This is a genomic window from Amycolatopsis vancoresmycina, from assembly GCF_000716785.1.
Taxonomy (GTDB): Bacteria; Actinomycetota; Actinomycetes; order Mycobacteriales; family Pseudonocardiaceae; genus Amycolatopsis; species Amycolatopsis vancoresmycina.
The window spans coordinates 59,338-78,611 of the sequence record NZ_JNYY01000001.1; the positions used below are offsets into that span (position 1 = coordinate 59,338).

Below are 19,274 nucleotides of genomic sequence, written 5' to 3' on the forward strand. Positions count from 1 at the left end.
GAAGGTTTGTCGCCCGGTCGGTCGTCATGCGTACCGAGAGTGGGTCTCCGTCATGTCCTCTTCGGGTGCGGGTTCGTCCGGGGGCCGGTCGGCGTGGCGGTGGACGATCTTCCATTCGCCGCCTTCGCGGCGGTACACGTGCGTCGCGCGCAGGGTGTAGGTCGTCTCGTGGCCGTTCACCGACACCGTGTTGTGCTCGAAGCCGATCGTGTAGGCCAGGTCGCCGCCGGCGCCGGCGGCGATGACCTCGAAGCGGTAGTCGCGGCGGTCGGCGAACTGGGCGGCAACGCGGCGAAACGCGGCGCTGACGTCCGCCCAGCCCGTCCGGACCGGCAGCCAGGCGCCGAACAGGCTCACCGGGTCGGCCTGCGACCACAGTGCGGTGCGCGGCTCCGGGTCGCCGTCGTGGATGGCCTGCTCGGCGGCGGTCTGCCGCGGCAGCATGTCGGCCAGGAACGCGTCGGTGGGTGATGGCATGATGACTCCAATACAGTCGTGCTGGTTTCAATACAGTGAGGATGTATCCGATGAGTGGGCCCGTCAAGCGCCAGTACGACTCGAGCCGGCGCCGGGAGCAGGCGGACGAGAACCGGCGGCGGATCCTGCGTGCGGCGCAGGAGTTGTTCGTCACGCGCGGTTACGGCCGGACGACCATCGCGGACGTCGCCGCCGAAGCCGGGGTTGCGCCCGAGACCGTCTATGCGGCGTTCAAGAACAAGCCCGCGCTGCTGCACCGCGCCTGGGACGTCGCCGTGGGCGGGGACGACCGGGACGTGCCGCTGCTGGAGCGCCCGGAGCTGCGGGCCCTGTTCGCCGAGCCCGACCTGCGGACCCGGTTCACCGCCTTCGCCGTCGTCAACGCCTCGGTCATGCTCCGGACCGCGCGGCTGCACCTCGCCGTGCGCGGCGCGGCGGCGAGCGAGCCGGCCGCCGCGGCGATGCTCGCCGAGATCGACCGGCAGCGGCTGGAGAGCATGGGGGAGCACGCCCGCGCGGCCGCGGCCACCGGGCAGCTGGGGGTCTCCGAGGAGGAGTGCCGAGACGTGCTGTGGTCGACGACGGACGGGACGCTGTGGCACCGGCTCGTCGAGCAGCGCGCGTGGTCCGGCGAGCGGTACGCGGCCTGGCTCGGCCGGCTCTGGGTGACGTCGCTGGTGGCTTGACCGGTCCCGGGTTCGCGCCTAGCCTGAAGTTGAAACTTCAACCTATTTGCGCGCCGCCGGGACCGTGGAGCACCGATGTCGATCTTCCGCCTGAACCACGCCGTGCTGTACGTCCGGAACCTGGCCGAGAGCGTCGCTTTCTACCGGGACGTCCTGGGCTTCGGCTACATCCAGGACGGCGACCGCCACCGCGGCGCGGCGTTCCTGCGCGCTCCCGGCTCGGCCAACGACCACGACCTCGGCCTGTTCGAGGTCGGCCCGGACGCCGCGGATTCCGGCGCCGGGCGGACGTCGGTCGGGCTGTACCACCTCGCGTGGGAGGTCGACACCCTCGGCGACCTCGAGCGGCTCGCCGCCCGGCTCACCGAGGCGGGCGCCCTGGTCGGCTCGTCCGACCACGGCACCACGAAGTCGTTGTACGCCAAGGATCCCAGCGGGATCGAGTTCGAAGTCGTCTGGATCATCCCCCGCGACCTGCTGACCGAAGAGGACCGGGCGAAGAGCGCGTCGATCGGACGGCTGGACCTCGCGGCGGAGCTGGCGAAGTACGGTCCCGACGCGCGCAGCGGCGTCGGGATCTCGCGTACCTAGCCGGCGGTGACGCGGGCCCGGGCCGGCTCCGACGAGCGCTGCAGGACCGGGAGGTTGCCGAGCGCGAAGCGGCCGGGGCCGACGAACGCGATCAGGAGCAGTCCCCAGCAGAACAGGGTGGCCGCTTCGCCGCCGTTCTGGATCGGGAAGAGCCCCAGCGGCAGGTGCACGGTGAAGTAGGCGAAGGCCATCGAGCCGGAGCCGAGCACGGCGGCGGCCCGGGAGGCGAGGCCGAGGCAGATCAGCGTGCCGCAGACCAGCTGGATCAGTGCGGCCCACCCGGCGGGCCAGGCGGTGACGGCGGTGGTGCTCTTCGCGCCGAAGAGGCCGAAGATCGTCTTGAGGCCGTGGCAGGTGAAGAGGAAGCCGATGACGATGCGGTAGAGCCCGATGACGTGTTCGCGGGCCGGTTCAAGGCGGTGCATGGTGCCTCCGTTGGCGGGAGCGGGCGGCATCGAACCGGCCGGGGGCGCGACCGGCCGCTGCGAATTCGGTGCTCCAGATATACCGCTCGTGGGGAGTTGTCACAAGACCCCGAAGTCGGGTAAGGCGCTTTCGAAAATTGCGAGCCGTCCCGGCTGATCACCCAGTGACGTTGCCGTGCAAGGGAAAGCCGCCGTCCGGGTGATCTTCACTGCGTGGTCCAGACCAGTGTGGAAACCGGTCCGCTGTTTCGTGAAATTTTCGAGTCTTTCGATGTCGCAACTTAACGGCCCACTGAACAAAATCGTGGATCCGATTGCCGTATTCGCTGCGTCCGAATGATGTGTTATCCGGCCGTGATGCGGCTACTGCGAACATGTTCGGGTCGAACGTGCTCGTCACGAACATGTTCGCTACACTGGGGCCATGGCTGCGGGAAGCACGTACAACCGCCGGGAGCGCCCGGCGAAACCGGCGTTGACGCGCGAGGGGATCGTGGCGGCCGCCGTCGCGGTGATGCGGGCCGAAGGCGTCGAGCGCGTCACCATGCGACGGCTCGCCAAGGAGCTCGACACCGGCGCGGCGTCGCTCTACGTCTACGTCAAGGACGCCGAGGAGCTGCACGCCGCGGTCCTCGACGAGCTGCTCGCCGAGGTGGACCTGGCCGGCGGGGGCGACTGGCGCGAACGGCTCTGGGCGGTGCTGGACTCCTACCGCGCGGTGCTGTTCGCGCACCCCAGCTTGGCCAGGGTCGCGCTGGTGACCCGGTTGAGCGGCCCGCACTACCTCGCGCTCGTCGAGGCGGTGCTGGCCCTGCTCGACGAGGGCGGCATGGCGCCGGGGCGGGCCGCGTGGGCGGTCGACGTGCTGCTGCTGACCGCCACCGCGACCGCCGTCGAGCACGGCACCCGCCGGGAGAAGCCCGGGGCCGCCCGCGAGCACGAGGTCATGGAAGAGTCGGTGGCGACGGTGTCGCCGCGGACCCACCCGCACATCGCCGCGCTGGCCGCCGACCTGGTGTCCGGTCCCGGCCCCGCCCGCGCCCGGTGGGCCTTCGACGCGCTGCTGAACGGCGCGCTCGCCACCCCGCGTCCCGGAGCGGCCCGATGACGCCCGCCGTCGCGATCGTCGGCGGCGGCCTCGGCGGCTTGACGCTGGCGCGGGTCCTGCACACCCGCGGCATCCCGTCGGCCGTGTACGAGCTCGACGCGTCGCCGTCCGCCCGCGACCAGGGCGGCACGCTGGACCTGCACGAGGAGTCCGGTCAGCGCGCGCTCGCCGAAGCTGGGCTGCTCGGCGAGTTCCGCGCGGCCGCCCGCGAAGAGGGGGAAGCCCTGCGCATCCTCGACCGCCACGGTGCCGTCCGGTTCGAGGAGGCGGCCGGCGCGAGCGGCGGCACCCGGCCCGAGGTCGACCGCGGTGCCCTCAAGCGGATCCTCGTGGAGTCCCTGCCCGACGGCGTCGTCCGCTGGGGTGCCAAGGTGACCGCGGTGGCGCCGGGGAGGCTCACCCTGGACGGCGGCGACGTCGTCGAGGCGGACCTGGTGGTCGGCGCGGACGGCGCCTGGTCGAAGGTCCGGCCGCTGGTTTCCGCTGCGGTGCCGGGCTATTCCGGGATGTCCTTCGTGGAGGCCCGGCTGCCCGAGGGGGACGACCGGCACGCGGCGCTGGTCGGGGCCGGGTCGATGTTCGCGCTCGCCGAGGGCCGGGGGCTGATCGCCCAGCGCACCGGCGGCGGGTGGATCCGGGTGTACGCCGCCGTCGGCACCCCGGACCCGGCCGCGGTCACCGGCCTCGCGGACCGGGACCGGCTGCTCGAGGTCTTCGCGGACTTCGCCCCCGAACTGCGGGCGCTCGTCGCGGACAGCGAGGGCGCCCTGATCCCGCGGCCGATCCACGCCCTGCCGGTCGGTCACCGCTGGCCGCGGGTCCCGGGGGTGACACTCCTGGGCGACGCCGCCCACGTCATGTCGCCCTTCGCCGGCGAGGGCGCGAACCTCGCCATGCTCGACGCCGCCGAGCTCGCGCTCGCGCTGGCCGGCCACGACGACGTCGAAAGCGCTCTCGCGGCCTACGAGGCGGCGATGTTCCCCCGCGCGGAAGAAGCCGCCCGCGGTTCCGCGGACAACCTCGAAGCCTGTTTCGCCCCCGGCGCGCCCGCCGCGATGGTCGAGCAGATGGCGCGGTTCGCTGACCGGCACTGACGAAAGGAAACCGATGACGTTCGACCTCCTCGACACCGGCGGCGGCGACCGCGCCGTCCTGGTCCTCCACGGCGGCGCCGGCCCGCGCGGCGTCGCCCCGGTCGTCGACCACTTCGCCCCGCGCGCCCGCGTGCTCGCGCCGACGCACCCGGGCTGGTCCGGCACGCCGCGGCCGGACTGGTGCACCGGCGTCGACGACCTGGCCCTGGCCTACCTCGACCTGCTCGACGACGAAGACCTCGCGGACGTCGCCGTGGTGGCCAGCTCGTTCGGCGGCTGGGTCGCGGCCGAACTGGCCGTCCGCGACCGCGGGCGGCGGCTGGGCAGGCTCGTGCTGCTCGACGCCATCGGCCCGGAGATCGAGGGCCACCCGGTGCGGCTGCCGCAGCCGCCGCCCGGCGCCCCGGGGCCGGACCCGGCCGACCTGGCCGCGCTGCGCGGGTACGCCGGGGACCGCGTGGCCGACCCCAAGCTGCTGCGCCGGCTGGCCCGGGTGCGGAACCCGGCGCTGCTGATCTGGGGCGAGGACGACGCCGTCGTCCCGCCCGCGTTCGGCAAGGCGTACGCGGCCGCGTTCGCCGACGCGCGGTTCGAGGTGGTCCCCGGTGCCGGGCACATGCCGGTCCTGCAGGCTCCCGGTGCGACATTCGACTTGATCGACGAGTTCCTCGGCTAGCTTGAGGCAGTACCCCCTAAGGTGGCTCCATGGTGGACGAAGAAGTCGTCTCGGAGCGCATCCGGCAGATCGCCGCCACCCTCGCGGACCGCGCGGGCGAACTCACCGGGGAACTGGTCCAGCTGTACGCCGCCGACCTGCCGCAGCTGGTCAACGACGACGAGCGCATGGTGAGCCTGCTGTCGGCGAGCGTCTACCAGAACATCGAGACCGCGCTGCAGATCTTCCGGCACGGCATCGACCCGGCGACCGTCGAGCCGCCCGCCGCGGCGGTGGAGTACGCGCGCCGGCTGGCCCAGCGCGGCACGCCGGTGTTCGACCTGATCCGCGCGTACGACCTCGGCCAGGCCGCGATGCTCGACTTCGGGTTCCAGGAGTGCATCCGGGCGGTCGGCGACGCGGCCCTGCTCGGGGCCATGATGCGCCGGCTGCTGCGGGTCGCCTACGAGTTCATCACCCGGGTCGTCCGCCAGCTCGTCGGCGTCTACCAGGACGAACGCGACCGCTGGCTGCTCAACCGCAGCGCCGCGCGGGCGGCGAAGGTGGCCGACCTGCTCGACGGGAACGGCGGCCCACCCGACGTCGACGCGGCCGAGGCGGTGATCGGCTACCGCCTGCGCGGGACGCACGTGGGGATGATCGTCTGGCACACCTCCGAAGCCTTCGTCGACGACGCGCTGTCGTTGCTCGAGTCGGTCGCGGGGTCGGTGTTCGAGCGCGTCCGCGGGCAGGGACGGCCGCTGTTCGTGCCCCGCGACGAGGCCAGCGCCTGGGTGTGGCTGCCGCTCACGCCGGGCGCGGTGGTCGGGCGCGAGCACCTCGACGCGGCGCTGGCGGAGGGTGCACCCGGGGTGCGGGTGACCGTCGGCGAGCCCGGGACCGGGGTCGGCGGCTTCCGCGACACCCACCAGCAGGCCCGGCGGGTGCACGCGCTGGCGCTGGCCGCCGGGGAGCACTGCGACCGTGTGCTGACCTTCCGCGAGGTCGGCACGGCGGCGCTGCTGAGCAGCGACCTGAACGCGGCCCGGCTGTGGGTGACGAGCACGCTGGGGCCGCTGGCCGCCGACGACGAGAACTGCGGACGGCTGCGCGAGACGCTGCGGGTCTTCCTGGCCTCCGGCGGCAGCTACACCGCCGCGGCCGCCGAGCTGACGATGCACAAGAACTCCGTGCAGTACCGCGTCCGCAAGGCGGAGGACCTGCTGCCGCGCGGGCTCGGCGAGGGGCGGCTGGACGTCGAGCTCGCGCTGACCCTGTGCCGCCGGCTGGGCGGAGCGGTGCTCTCCCCGGCGTGACTTTGGTGTCCCGGACCACCGGTCCCGAAGATCGTTGGGTCCCGGACACGAAGTCCGCGCGGCGATCTTCGCCTACCTTGCTGTCATGGGTGAGAACGGTGGAATGCTCGCGCTGGTGCGGCTACGCCGAGGTGTCGTCGGCGAGAGCAGACGCGTCTGCCACCTGATCCCCGTGCCCGCCGGCCCGGTGCCGGAGCACCTGACGGCCCTGTGCGGCGAACCGATCTTCCCCGCCGACGCCGAGGTGCTCGACGGGCTGCGCGGCATGCCGTGTCACCCGTGCCTGTTGCGGAGCGCGCCCTCGGGGCAGGGCCGGCTCGCCAACGCGGGCTGAACCCCGGGTCCGCAGTGGCCGGGTGGCACCGCGTTCGCGGCTGAATCGATTTCGTGAAATGGCCACCGCGTGGCCCCGGAAACCGTGCGGCCGAATCGGTGGTCGGTGAATATCCGACCGGTTCGACCGCATTCCGGCGCGGTGACGATGGGTAGCGGATCGAGTGTCCACAGTGGCGGGTGGCCGCCGAGACGGTGTGGATGACGTGGGAACCTGCTGCGACTGGTCCAGGATCGATAGGTCATTCGGCTGAACTCTGCGGAATACGTATCCCCCGATGCTGTCCTGCCCCTTAACCTTGCGTGATTCTTCGTCATATCGCACTGGGGAGTGAGATGAAGTCCACGTCACCGCCTTGGTTTCCGCGCGCCCATTCGCCGTCGGGAGCCGACTCCGGGCGATGACGCACCCCGGTTGTCTCAGACGTTTCGCGGAAGTCGCCCGGCGGTCGCCGGACCGGATCGCGGTCCTCGGGCCGGGTTCGGCGGTGAGCTACGCCCGGCTGGCCGCGCTGGCCGGCGGGCACGCCGCGCGGCTGCTCGACGCCGGGGTCCGGCCGGGCGAGTTCGTCGGCCTGGTCACCGGGCACGGCACGGCCGCCATCGCCGCGATCCTCGGCACCCTGGCCGCGGGGTGCGCCTACGTCCCGCTGGACCCGACCTTCCCGCGGGACCGGCTCGCCCACCAGGTCGCGGCGGCCCGGGTGTCGGCCGTGCTCGCCGATCCGGAACACGTCGAGCTGGCCGAAGCACTGTGCCGCAACGGGTCCGCGCGCGTGGTCCGGTCCGGAACGGACACCGCGCCGCTGCCGGTGCCCGACCCGGAGCCGGGCGCGCCGGCCTACGTGCTGTTCACCTCCGGCTCCACCGGTGCGCCCAAGGCGATCGCGCAGACCCACCGCAACCTGCTGCACGTGGTGGACAACCAGATCGCGACGCTCGGCATCACCGCCGCCGACCGGGTCAGCCTGCTGGCCTCCTTCGGGTTCGACGCGGCGATCCCCGACCTCTACCCGGCGCTGCTCACCGGCGCCGCCGTGGTGCCGGTCGACGTCCGCGCCCACGGCGTCGCCCACGCGGCCCGCGAGCTCGCGCGGCACGAGGTGACCGTCTACCACTCGACGCCCACGGTCTACCGCTACCTGCTCGACGCCCTCGACGGCGCCCTGCCCTCGGTGCGGACCGTCCTGCTCGGCGGGGAACAGGCCACCTACGCCGACGTCCGCCGTGGCCGGTTCGCGCCGGACTGCGTGTACGTCAACGGCTACGGCGCCACCGAGGTGACCTTCGCCGCGCAGTACCGGCTGACCGCCGCGGACGTCGGCACGGAGGACACCGGCCCGCTGCCCATCGGGACCGCGCTCCCGGGCTACACGCTCACCGTGCTCGACGGCGGTGAGCTCGAAGTCAGCGGCGAGTACCTGGTCGACGGCTACTTCGGCCAGCCGGGCCCGGCGTTCGGCACCACCGCGGGCGGCGTCCGCAGCTACCGCACCGGCGACCTCGGCCGGGTCCGGCCCGACGGGAACCTCGTCTGCCTCGGCCGCCTCGACCGGCAGGTCAAGGTGCGCGGGTTCCGGATCGAGCTGACCGAGATCGAGGCCCGGCTCGGCGAACGGCCCGGCGTGGCCGAAGCGCGCGTCATCGTCCGCGACGGCGAACTGCTCGCCTACGTCGTCCCGGCGGCGGGTTCCAGGCCGGACGGGACGGCGCTGCGGGCCGCACTGGCCGAGGTGCTGCCCGGGCACGCGGTGCCCGCCGCCGTGACCGCGGTCGCGGCCTTCCCGCTCACCGTCAGCGGCAAGCTCGACGAGGAAGCGCTTCCGGATCCGCGGCCGCCCACGCCCGTCCCGGCCGGGCCGATGACCCCGGCGGAGCGCCGGGTGCACGCGATCTGGTGCGCGGTGCTCGGGCACGACCGGATCGGCACGACGGACGCGTTCTTCGACGTCGGCGGCCATTCCCTGCTGCTGGGCCGGGTCCAGCAGCGGCTGGCCGCCGAGTTCGGGGCCGAGGTCCCGCTCCTGGACCTGCTGGCGCACCCGACGGTCGCGGCGCAGGCCGCCCACCTCGAACAGTCCACTGCGGACGACCGGCCGGCCGCGGCCGGCCAGTCCACTGAGGACGGCAGCGACCTGATCGCCGTCGTCGGGCTCGCCTGCCGGTTCCCCGGCGCCCCGGACGCGGACGCGTTCTGGTGGAACCTCTGCGCCGGCACGGACTCGATCCACGACCACACCGACGACGAGCTGGCCGCCCTCGGCATCGGCCCCGGCCTGCGCGCCGACCCCGCGCACGTGCGGGCCGGCGGCCGGCTCGACGGCGTCGAGGACTTCGACACCGGGTTCTTCGGGTTCACCGCCGAGGAAGCGACGCGCACGGACCCGCAGCACCGGCTCTTCCTGGAGACGGCGTGGCGGGCCCTGGAAGACGCGGGCCGCGACCCGGCGCGGGAAGCCGGCCCGGTCGGGGTGTTCACCTCGGCCGGGGTGAACCGGTACTTCCTGTTCCACCTGTTCGGGAACCCGGCCGTGACCGGCGAGGTCGACCCGGACGACTGGGAGGGCAGGCTGCTCGGCCGCCAGCTCACCGACCACCTGCCCGGTCAGGTGGCCTACCGGTTCGGCCTGACCGGGCCCGCGGTGGCCGTCCAAAGTGCCTGCTCCAGCTCGCTGGCCGCGGTCGGGCTGGCCGCGCAGAGCCTCGCCGAGTACCGCTGCGACCTCGCGATCGCCGGGGGCGTGAGCGTGACGTGGCCGCGGTACCGGGCCGGCGGCCTGGCGTCGCCGGACGGCCGCTGCCGGTCGTTCGACGTGGCCGCCGACGGCGCGGGGTTCGGCTCGGGCGCCGGGGTCGTGGTGCTGCGGCGGCTGTCCGACGCCCTTGCCGACCGCGACCACATCCACGCCGTGCTGTCCGGCTGGGCGATGACGAACGACGGCGGCGACCGCGCCGGGTACGCCGTGCCGAGCCCGGCCGGCCAGGCGGCCGCGGTCGCCGAGGCCCTCGCGGTGGCCGAGGTCGACCCGGCCGAGGTCGGGCTGATCGAGGCGCACGGCAGCGGCACCCCGCTGGGCGACGCGATCGAAGTGGCGGCGCTCAACCGGGTGTTCCGGGATGTCCCGCCGGGCACCTGCGCGCTCGGCTCGGTCAAGACGAACATCGGCCACCTCGACGCGGCCGCCGGGGTGGCCGGGCTGATCAAGGCCGTGCTGGCGGTGCGCCACGGCGTGCTCCCGCCGAACCTGCACTTCACGGCGCCGCACCCGGAGGTCGACCTGGCCGGCGGCCCGTGGTACGTGCCCGTCAAGGCGGCCGACTGGCCGGAGGTGCCGCGGCGGGTGGCCGGGGTGAGCGCGTTCGGCATGGGCGGGACCAACGTCCACGTGATCGTCGAGGAGGCACCGGCGCCCGGACCGCGGGTGACGGCCGACGGCCCGTACGTCCTGCCGGTGTCCGCCCAGGACGGGAACGCCCTGCGCGAGAGCCTTTCGGCCTTGCGGGACCGGCTCGCGGCCGATCCGCCGGATCTGGCGGATGTCGCATACACCCTGGCCGTCGGACGCCGGGAGTGCGCGGTCCGCGCGGCCGTGGTCGCTTCGACGGCGGCGGAAGCGGTCGAAGCCCTGGACACGGTGCTGGCACAGGGATCCGGCGTGGCCGGAGCACCGGGCGCGGCCCGCGAACTGGCGGCTCGCTGGGTGGGCGGTGCCGTCGTCGACTGGGCCGCCCGCCACGACGGCGCCCGCCCCGGCCGGGTACCGCTGCCCGGCTACCCGTTCCAGCGCACCCGCTGCTGGATCGACCCGCCGGTCCCGGGACACCACCCGTGACCGGCACGCACCACCACCCGGCCGCCACCGCGGCCGTAGCGAACTGGGGAGTTCACCGTGACCGACACGTTGCCCGGCACGGGCATCGACGGCCCGCCACTGTCCTATCCGGACACCACGGTCGCCGCGCTGGTCCTCGCGCAGGCACAGCGGACGCCGGACGCGCCCGCCGTGCGGCAGGGCACCACCGAGCTCACCTACGCTGAGCTCGTCGCCGCGGCCTGGGGCGTGGCCGCCGCGCTGCGTGAGCGCGGCGCCGGCCCGGAGACCCGGGTCGGGGTGTGCGCGCACCGGACGCCGGCCCTCGTGAGCACCGTGCTCGGGGTCCTGCTGTCCGGCGCCTGTTACGTCCCGCTCGAACCCGGCGGCCCGCGGGCCCGGCTGAGCGCGATCGCCGCCGACGCGGGGGTGACCCTGATCGTCGGCGACGCCGCCGTCGCGGAATTCGGTCCCGGAACGGGGATCGACGTCCCGCCGCCCGCCGCCGCCGGCACCTGTCCCGCGAAGCCGGAGAACACCGCGCACGTGCTCTACACGTCCGGCTCGACCGGGCGGCCGAAGGGCGTGCTCACCCGGCACCGCAACATCGTCGCCTTCGTCGGCGGGTTCGCCGCGCGGCTCGGCGCCGGCCCCGGCACCCGGACGCTCGGCATTTCCTCGCTGGGGTTCGACGCCTTCACCATGGACGTCTTCGTGCCGCTGGCCGTCGGCGGCTCGGTGCAGCTCGCCGGCTCGGCCGACCGCGCCGACCCGGAACGGCTGCGCCGGTTCGTCGTCGAGCACGAGGTGAACTTCGGCTTCATCACGCCGACGCTGCTGGCCCTGCTCGACCCCGCGGACGTGCCCGGCTGGCGGACCGTGGCCTGCGGCGGCGAGCCCGTGCCCGCCGAGCTGGCCGCCCGCTGGCTGCCCGGCCGCCGGTTCTTCCACGTCTACGGCCCGACCGAGACGACCGTCGTCGTGGTCACCGACGAGGTGACCGGCATCCCGGCCGACCCGCTGCCGCTGGGCACGCCGACGCCGAACCACCACGCCCGCGTCGTCGACGGCGAACTGCGGCCCGTTCCGCCGGGCGAGGTGGGCGAGCTGGTGATCGGCGGACCCGGGGTCGCCGCGGGCTACCTGAACAGCCCGGAGCTGACCACCCGGAAGTTCGTCGCCGACCCGTTCACCCCGGGGGAGCGGCTCTACCGCACCGGTGATCTGGCCCGCCTGCGCCCCGACGGCAGGCTCGAGTTCGCCGGCCGCGCCGACCGCCAGGTGAAGGTGCGCGGCCAGCGGATCGAGCTCGGCGAGGTCGAAGCCGCGCTCGGGGCGCACCCGGACGTCGACGCCGTCGCGGTCGAGGCCGTGCCCGGCCCGGGCGGCACCCGGCTGGTTGCGTTCCTGACCCCGGCGTCGGCGCCGTCCGATGCGGACATCCACGCGTACGCGGGGGACCGGCTGACCGAGGCGATGCGCCCGGCCGCCGTCCGCCGCCTGGACGTCCTGCCCGTCAACCCGGTCACCGGCAAGATCGACCGGCCCGCCCTGCGCGCCCTCGCCGGGACCGAGGCCGCCGACGTCCCCGAACCCGGCTCGCCGGTGGAAGCGGTGTGGCGGAAGGTGCTCGGCCCGGGGGCCGGACCCGACTTCCTGCTGTCCGGCGGCGATTCGATCTCCGCGATGCGGCTGGTCGCGGCGCTGCGCCGGGACCACGCCGCGGACGTCTCCGTCGAAGACGTCTTCGCCGGGCGGACCCTGGACGCGCTCACGCAGCGGGTGGCCGCCGCCGCGCTCACCGGGCCCGGCCTGACGACCGGGCACGCGCCCGCGCTGTCCCCGCCGCAGCGGCGGCTGTGGTTCCTCGACCAGCTAGCGCCGGACGCGGCGCCGTACAACATCGCGATGGCGTTCCGCCTGACCGGACCCCTCGACGTCGAGGCGCTGCGCACCGCGCTGCGGGCGGTGGCCGAGCGGCACGACGTCCTGCGCTGGCGCATCCGCCCGGTCGACGGCGTCCCGCGGGCCGAGTGCCTGCCCGCCGGCGACGTGCCGTTGCCGGTCGTTGCGGTGGCCGCGGACGCGGTGGCCGCCCGGCTGGCCGCCGACGCGGCGACGCCGGTGCGGCTCGACCGCGAACCGCCGTGGCGGGTACGGCTCTACCGGGTCGGACCCGGCGAGCACGTCCTCGGGTTCACGCTGCACCACGCGGTGTTCGACGGCTGGTCGCAGGAACTCCTCTGCGCCGACCTCGGCGCGGCCTACCGCGGCGAGCCGCTGCCGCCGCTCGAAGCGTCCTATGCGGACTACGCGGTCTGGCGCGCCGACCGGGACCGCCGCCGGGAAGCCATTGACCTGGCCTGGTGGACGGACCACCTGACCGGCGCACCCTCCACTGTGGACCTGCCGCGGGACCGGCCGCGCCCGGCCGTGCAGACCTACCGCGGCGCGAGCCACCACCAGGCGTTCCCCGCAGGCGTCGCCGAGGCGGCCGGGGACCTGGCCCGGCGCACCGGCACCACCCGGGCCGGGGTGGTGCTGGCGGCGTTCGGAGAGCTGCTGCGCCGGCTCACCGGCGGGGCCGACCACCTGGTCGCCACGGTCGTCGCCGACCGGCAGCTGGCCGAAACCCAGGACGTCGCCGGGTTCTTCGTGGACATCGTCCCGGTACGGCTGCGCGCGGCGAACGCGGACTTCACCGCACAGGTGCGGGGCAGCGGCGACGAGCTGCTGGCCGCCACCGCCCACCCGGCGGCGCCGATCGACCGGCTCGTCGGCGCGCTCGGCGTGCCCCGCGACCCGTCGCGGGCGCCACTGGTCCAGGTGATGGTCAACGTCCTGAACTTCACCGAACCCCGCCTGGACCTGCCCGGCGTGCCCGGGGAATGGCTGCCGGTCGCCAAGCCCGGCTCGCCGTTCGACCTCACCGTCTACGTCCTCGAGCACGGGATCGAACTGCTCTACAACCCGGATCTGTTCGACGCGAGCCGGATGACCGCGCTGGCCGAGGACTTCACGGCCCTGCTCGCCGCGCTCGTCGCCGAGCCGGACCGCCCGGCCGCGGCGTGCGCGCCGGAACTCCCGCGGGCCGCCGTCCGGACCGCCGCCCCGGCGGCAGCCGCACCATCGAGGCCGGTGCCCGTGCCCGTCGCCGACCCCGCCGCGCTGGCCGCCACCGAGGCGGTCATCGCCGCGACCTGGCGGGCGGTGCTCGGGCTCGACACCGTGGGCGTGACCGACAACTTCTTCGACATCGGCGGGCATTCGCTCGCACTGGCCCGCGTCCACGCCGAGGTCACCACCCGGCTCGGCCGCCGCATCCCGATGGTGGACCTGTTCACCCACCCCACCGTCCGCGCCCTCGCCGCCCACCTGCACGCGGGGGCCGCACCCGGCCCGGAGCTCGCCCGCGCCGCCGAGCGGGTCGCCGCCCGCCGGGGACGCACCCCGTCCAGAAGACCCCGCCGCAGTGCCGGCACGACCGGCCAGGAACAGGAGCGACCGCAGTGACCCACGACCTCGAACCCGACGCGATCGCCGACCCGATCGCCATCGTCGGGATGGCCGCCCGCGTCCCGGGCGCCGGCGACCTGCGCCAGTTCTGGCGCAACCTCGTCGACGGCGTCGAGTCCGTCAAGCCGGCCACCTGCGAGGAGCTGCTCGCCCGCGGCGCGGATCCGGCCACTTTGGCCGATCCCAGCTGGGTCAACGCCACCACCGTGGTCGACGGCTTCGACGAGTTCGACGCCGACCTGTTCGGCATGACCAGCCGCGAAGCCGAAATCACCGACCCGCAGCACCGCGTGTTCCTCGAAGCCTGCCACTCGGCGCTGACCGACGGCGGCTACGACCCGGCCCGCTACCGCGGGGCGATCGGGGTCTACGGCGGCACCGGCCGGACCGGCTACCTGATCGAGAACCTGCTGCGCAACGAACGCGTGCTGGCGTCACAGCACGGCGGCATCGGGATGTCGACCGGCAACCAGCCGAGCTACCTGACCACGTCGGTGTCCTACAAGCTGAACCTGCGCGGCCCGAGCCTCGCCATCCACACGGCGTGCTCGACGTCGCTGGTCGCGGTGCACCTGGCCTGCGAGGCCCTGCGCAACGGCGAATGCGACATGGCGCTGGCGGGCGGTGTGAACCTGGAGATGCCGCACGGCATCGGGTACATGGGTGTCGAAGGCTTCACTTCGCCGGACGGGCACGTCCGCGCGTTCGACGCCGGCGCCAACGGCACGGTGTGGAGCAGCGGCGTCGGCGTCGTCCTGGTCAAGCGGCTCTCCCAGGCTCTGGAGGACGGCGACCACATCCGGGCGGTCGTGCTCGGCAACGCGATCAACAACGACGGCGCCACGAAGGTCGGTTTCTCCGCACCCAGCGTCGCGGGCCAGACCGAAGCCATCGCGCAGGCGGTCGGCATGGCCGGGGTGGACCCGCGCACCATCGGGTACGTCGAGGCGCACGGCACCGGAACCGCGCTGGGCGACCCGATCGAGATCACCTCACTGTCCACTGTGTACGGCCACGGGGTGCCGGACACGGCCTGGTGCGCCATCGGCTCGGTCAAGTCGAACATCGGCCACCTGTCCCAGGCGGCCGGGGTGGTGGCGCTGATCAAGACCGTTCTCGCCATGGAGCACGGGCTGATCCCGCCGACCATCAACTACGAGGAGCCCAACCCGGGCATCGACTTCCCGCGCAGCCCGTTCTACCCGGCGCGGACCGTGACCAAGTGGGAGGCGGCCGACACCCCGCGCCGGGCGGGCGTGAGCTCGTTCGGCGTCGGCGGCACCAACGCCCACCTCGTGCTGGAGGAGGCCCCGGCGCCGCAGCGGCACCGCCGCCCGCACCCGGCGCACCTGCTGCGGGTGTCGGCGAAGACGCCGGAAACCCTCGCGGCGGCGGTCGAGCGCCTCGCCGACCGGCTGGCCGGGGACGTCGACCTCGACCTCGCCGACGTCGCGCACACCCTCGCGGCCGGGCGCACCGAGTACCGGCACCGCGCGGTCGTCGTCGCCCGCGACTCCGAGGACGCGGTCGACGGCCTGCGCGACCCGCGGCGCCTGCTGACCGCGCAGGCGGACGAGCTCAAGGTGGCGTTCCTGTTCTCCGGCCAGGGTTCCCAGTACGCCGGGATGGGGGCCGAGCTGTACCGCAGCGAGCCCGTGTTCGCCGCGGCCGTCGACGAGTGCTGCGAGCTGGCCGGCGTCCCGGGCCTCAAGGAGCTGATCTTCGACCGCGGCGGGGACGCGCAACTGCGCGAGACCCGCTTCACCCAGCCTGCGCTGTTCGTCGTCGAATACGCGCTCGCGATGCTGTGGCGCAGCTGGGGCGTGCGGCCGGGGGCGATGATCGGCCACTCCGTCGGCGAGTACGTCGCCGCCACCGTCGCCGGGGTGTTCACCCTGGCCGACGCCCTGCGGCTGGTCGTCCGGCGCGGCGAGCTGATGCAGGCGATGCCCGCCGGGGCGATGCTCGCCGTCCAGCTCGACGAAGAGGCAGTGGCGGACCGGCTGCCCGAGGGGCTCGCGATCGCGGGCGTCAACGGCCCGGGCACCTGCGTCGTCGCCGGGCCGTCCGAGGCCGTCGCGAGCTTCGCCGCGCTGCTCAAGGCCAGTGACGTGCAGTGCCGCGAGCTGGTGACCTCGCACGCCTTCCACTCGCCGATGATGGACCCGATCCTGGCCGAGTTCACCGAGGCCGTCGCCGCGGTGCCGCGGTCGGTCCCGTCGCTGCCGTTCCTGTCGAACCTGACCGGCGGCTGGATCACCGGCGCGCAGGCGACCGACCCGGGGTACTGGGCCGCGCACCTGCGCCGGGCGGTCCGGTTCGGCGACTGCGTGCGGACGCTGTTCGCCGGGGGCGACCGCTGGGCGCTCGTCGAGTGCGGGCCGGGGCACCAGCTGGCCGGGCTCGCCCGCGGCCGGGTGCCGAAGGGCCTGCCGGCACCGCAGCCGAGCCTGCCGGGCCGCACGGACCGCGAAGGCGACGTCGAAACGCTGCACGCCGCCGCCGGTCTCTTGTGGACACACGGGGTCGCGGTGGCGCCCACGGCGCCCGGGTATCGCGTCCCGCTGCCGGGCTACCCCTACGCGCGCAAGCGCTACTGGGTCGACCCCGACCCGGCGGGCACGGCCGCCGAGCCGGTGCGCCCGAGCGGGCCGCTGCCACTCGACGAGTGGTTCGCCGTGCCCTCGTGGCGTCAGGCCAGGCCGCTGCTGCGCCGCGAACCCTTCGCGGACTGCCTCGCGTTCGTCGACGACGACGTGCTGCCCGGGCTGCTGCGGGACGCCGGGGTCACGGTCACCGAAGTCCGCCCCGGCGCGCAGTTCGCCGCCGTCGACGGCGGTTTCACCGTCCGGCCGGGCGCTCGTGAGGACTACGACGAACTCGTTGCCGCCCTCGGCACGCGCCCGGAGCGGGTCGTCCACGCGTGGGCGCTCGGCGGGACCGAGACCGGGATGGCCGCCCAGGACCGCGGGTTCTTCAGCGTCCTGCACCTGGTCCAGGCGTGGGGCGGACCGGTGCGGATCGACGTCCTCGCCGGCGGCACCGCCGACGTCACCGGCACCGACCTGACCCGGCCCGAGCACGCGACCCTCGCGGGTGTCGCGCGCGTCGTCCCGCTGGAGGTCCCGGGCACGGTCGTGCGGCGGATCGACGTCGAGAGCGTGTCCGCCGAGGTCGTGGCCGAACTGTTCGGACCGGCGGACACGACCGAGGTCGCGCTGCGCCGCGGCCGCCGCTGGACGCTCGGGCACACCCAGGTCACGGTGCCCGAATCGGCGCCGGTCCTGCGTGCGGGCGGCCGGTACCTGATCACCGGGGGCACCGGTGGCATCGGCATCACCCTCGCCGAGGACTTCGCGCTGCGCGTGCGGGCCAAGCTCATCCTGCTGACCCGGTCCGGCCTGCCGCCCCGCGAGGACTGGGCCGCCTACCCCGGCGACGACCGGGTGGGCCGGGCGATCCGCGCGATCCGGCGGATGGAAGCGGCCGGAGCCGTGGTGCACGTGCTCGCCGCCGACGTCACCGACCCGGCGCGGCTGCGGGAGGTCCGCGAGCTGGCCGAACGCGAGTTCGGCGGCCTCGACGGGATCGTGCACGCGGCCGGGCTGCCCGGCGGCGGCGTCGCCGAAGTCAAGGAGCGGGCGGCCGCGGAGGCCGTCCTGGCCCCGAAGATCGGCGGCACCCTGGCCCTCGCCGAAGCGTTCGGCGACCTGCCGATGGACTTCGTCGCGCTGTGCTCGTCGGTCACCGCGGTCTCCGGTGACTTCGGGCAGGTCGACTACTGCGCGGCCAACAACTTCCTCGACGCCTACGCCCGCGGCGACCACGGCTGGCAGGCCCGCGTCGTCGCCCACGACTGGGGCGGCTGGGACGAGGTCGGCATGGCCGCCGAAGTGGCGGCGCCGACGACGATCCGGAGCACCCGCACCAAGGCGGACGGCCCGGTCGAGCACCCGGTGCTCACCACCCGCACCGGCGACAGCTGCCACGGCCTGGTCTCGGCGGCCGGGCACTGGCTGCTCGCCGAACACCGGATCGCCGGCGTGCCGGTCGTCCCGGGCACCGGCCACCTGGAAACCGTGCGGGCCGCCGTCGAGGCCGCGCTGCCGCGCCCCGGCGACGGGCACGTCGTCGAACTGCAGGACGTGGCCTTCCTGGAGCCGTTCTCCGTGCCGGAAGGCACCGTCGCGGAATACCGGGTCGCCTTCGAGGGCGACGGCTTCACGGTGACCAGCCGCGCGGCCGGGGTGACGAAGGTGCACGTCCGCGGCTCCGCGGGCTGGGTCCCGGCGCCGTCGACGTCCACGGTGGACCTCGACGCGGTCCGGGCCCGCACCAGCGTGCTCGACGACGGCAACGCCTTCGGCACCGGCCGCACCAGCATGGTCACCTTCGGCCCGCGCTGGGCCGCGCTGCGCACCCACCACGTCGGCGAGCACGAGGAGCTGGCGTCGATCGTCGCCCCGGTGCCCGACACCGGCTGGGGGCTGCACCCGGCGCTGCTCGACGTGGCCACCGCGTTCGGCCGCGGCCGGGGGAGCGGCACGTACCTGCCGATGAGCTACGGGCGGGTGGTCGTGCACGCCCCGCTCCCGGCGAGCTTCCACAGCCACCTGCGCTACCGCGACTCCGGCGGCGACCAGGTGATCGCCGCCGACCTGACGCTCTGCGACGACACCGGCCGCGTGCTGGTCGAAATCGAGGACTTCGTGCTGCGGCAGGTGGACGAGAACGCGGTCAGCGGCGGGCTCGCCGCGGTGGCCCCCAAGTCCACTGTGGACTCGACGGGCATCCGGCCGGTCGACGGCGCCGAGGCGTTCCTGCGGGCGCTGACACCCGGCCTCGGTGGCCAGGTGGTGATCAGCACCCGCCCGGTGGCCGACCTGTTCGCCCGCCGGGTCACCGCCGAAGCACTCGAAGAGACCGAAGCGGAGCCGGTTTCGCCGCAGACGCAGGACGACTACCTCGCCCCGCGCACCGACCTCGAAGCGGAGATCGCCCGGCAGTGGGCCGAGGTGCTCGGCGTCGAGCGCGTCGGCGTCCACGACGACTTCTTCGCCCTCGGCGGCAACTCGCTGGTCGCCATCCAGCTCATCGCCCAGGTCCGCAAGACCACCGGCGCCCGGCTGGCGATGAAGACGCTGTTCGAATCCTCCACGGTGGCCGCGCTGGCCGAGCGGATCGAGGAACTGCGCAGCGGGCCCGCGCCCGCCGCCGCCGAACCCGCCGCCACCACCATCCCCAAGCTCGAGCGCTGAAGC

12 protein-coding genes are annotated in these 19,274 nt (G+C 74.4%); 10 read left to right on the plus strand and 2 right to left on the minus strand.

Annotation, left to right across the window (positions count from 1 at the left end; translation table 11 throughout):
- Positions 1–24 precede the first annotated feature (24 nt).
- Positions 25–477: a YybH family protein gene (locus OO60_RS00270; protein ID WP_004562231.1), complete on the minus strand. Its 453-nt coding sequence runs from the start codon at positions 475–477 to the stop codon at positions 25–27.
- A 50-nt stretch (positions 478–527) separates the two neighbouring features.
- Between OO60_RS00270 and OO60_RS45315 the strand changes: the two genes are divergently transcribed.
- Positions 528–1,163: a TetR/AcrR family transcriptional regulator gene (locus tag OO60_RS45315; protein ID WP_004562230.1), complete on the plus strand. Its 636-nt coding sequence runs from the start codon at positions 528–530 to the stop codon at positions 1,161–1,163.
- A 75-nt stretch (positions 1,164–1,238) separates the two neighbouring features.
- On the plus strand, positions 1,239–1,754 hold the full coding sequence (locus tag OO60_RS00280; RefSeq protein WP_004562229.1) for a VOC family protein: 516 nt from the start codon (positions 1,239–1,241) through the stop codon (positions 1,752–1,754).
- Here OO60_RS00280 and OO60_RS00285 read toward each other — a convergent pair.
- The gene (locus OO60_RS00285; protein WP_004562228.1) at positions 1,751–2,179 is read right to left on the minus strand and encodes a DoxX family protein; all 429 of its coding nucleotides are present in this window, start codon (positions 2,177–2,179) and stop codon (positions 1,751–1,753) included. The genes OO60_RS00280 and OO60_RS00285 overlap by 4 nt on opposite strands.
- 424 nt (positions 2,180–2,603) lie before the next feature.
- On the opposite strand from OO60_RS00285, the gene OO60_RS00290 reads away from it, so the two are divergent.
- From OO60_RS00290 to OO60_RS00325, 8 genes are all read left to right on the plus strand, one after another.
- A complete protein-coding gene (locus tag OO60_RS00290; protein WP_004562227.1) occupies positions 2,604–3,287 on the plus strand; it encodes a TetR/AcrR family transcriptional regulator in 684 nt (227 codons plus the stop codon).
- Entirely contained in the window at positions 3,284–4,381 is a 1,098-nt protein-coding gene (locus OO60_RS00295) for an FAD-dependent oxidoreductase (RefSeq protein WP_004562226.1), read from the plus strand. The genes OO60_RS00290 and OO60_RS00295 overlap by 4 nt, the downstream gene beginning before the upstream one ends.
- 13 nt (positions 4,382–4,394) lie before the next feature.
- On the plus strand, positions 4,395–5,057 hold the full coding sequence (locus tag OO60_RS00300) for an alpha/beta fold hydrolase (RefSeq protein WP_033260581.1): 663 nt from the start codon (positions 4,395–4,397) through the stop codon (positions 5,055–5,057).
- Positions 5,058–5,086: 29 nt separating this feature from the next.
- Entirely contained in the window at positions 5,087–6,352 is a 1,266-nt protein-coding gene (locus OO60_RS00305) for a PucR family transcriptional regulator (RefSeq protein WP_003101243.1), read from the plus strand.
- A gap of 103 nt (positions 6,353–6,455) precedes the next feature.
- Positions 6,456–6,686, plus strand: a complete 231-nt coding sequence (locus OO60_RS00310; protein WP_003101240.1) for a hypothetical protein — start codon at positions 6,456–6,458, stop codon at positions 6,684–6,686.
- A 400-nt stretch (positions 6,687–7,086) separates the two neighbouring features.
- Positions 7,087–10,518 (plus strand): beta-ketoacyl synthase N-terminal-like domain-containing protein, encoded by a 3,432-nt coding sequence (locus OO60_RS00315; protein WP_003101239.1) that lies wholly within the window; start codon positions 7,087–7,089, stop codon positions 10,516–10,518.
- A gap of 57 nt (positions 10,519–10,575) precedes the next feature.
- Complete coding sequence (locus tag OO60_RS00320; RefSeq protein WP_033260582.1) at positions 10,576–14,010, plus strand: non-ribosomal peptide synthetase; 3,435 nt, start codon at positions 10,576–10,578, stop codon at positions 14,008–14,010.
- Positions 14,007–19,271, plus strand: coding sequence for a type I polyketide synthase (locus OO60_RS00325; protein ID WP_033260583.1), 5,265 nt, complete (start codon positions 14,007–14,009; stop codon positions 19,269–19,271). The genes OO60_RS00320 and OO60_RS00325 overlap by 4 nt, the downstream gene beginning before the upstream one ends.
- The last annotated feature ends 3 nt before the right edge of the window (positions 19,272–19,274 follow it).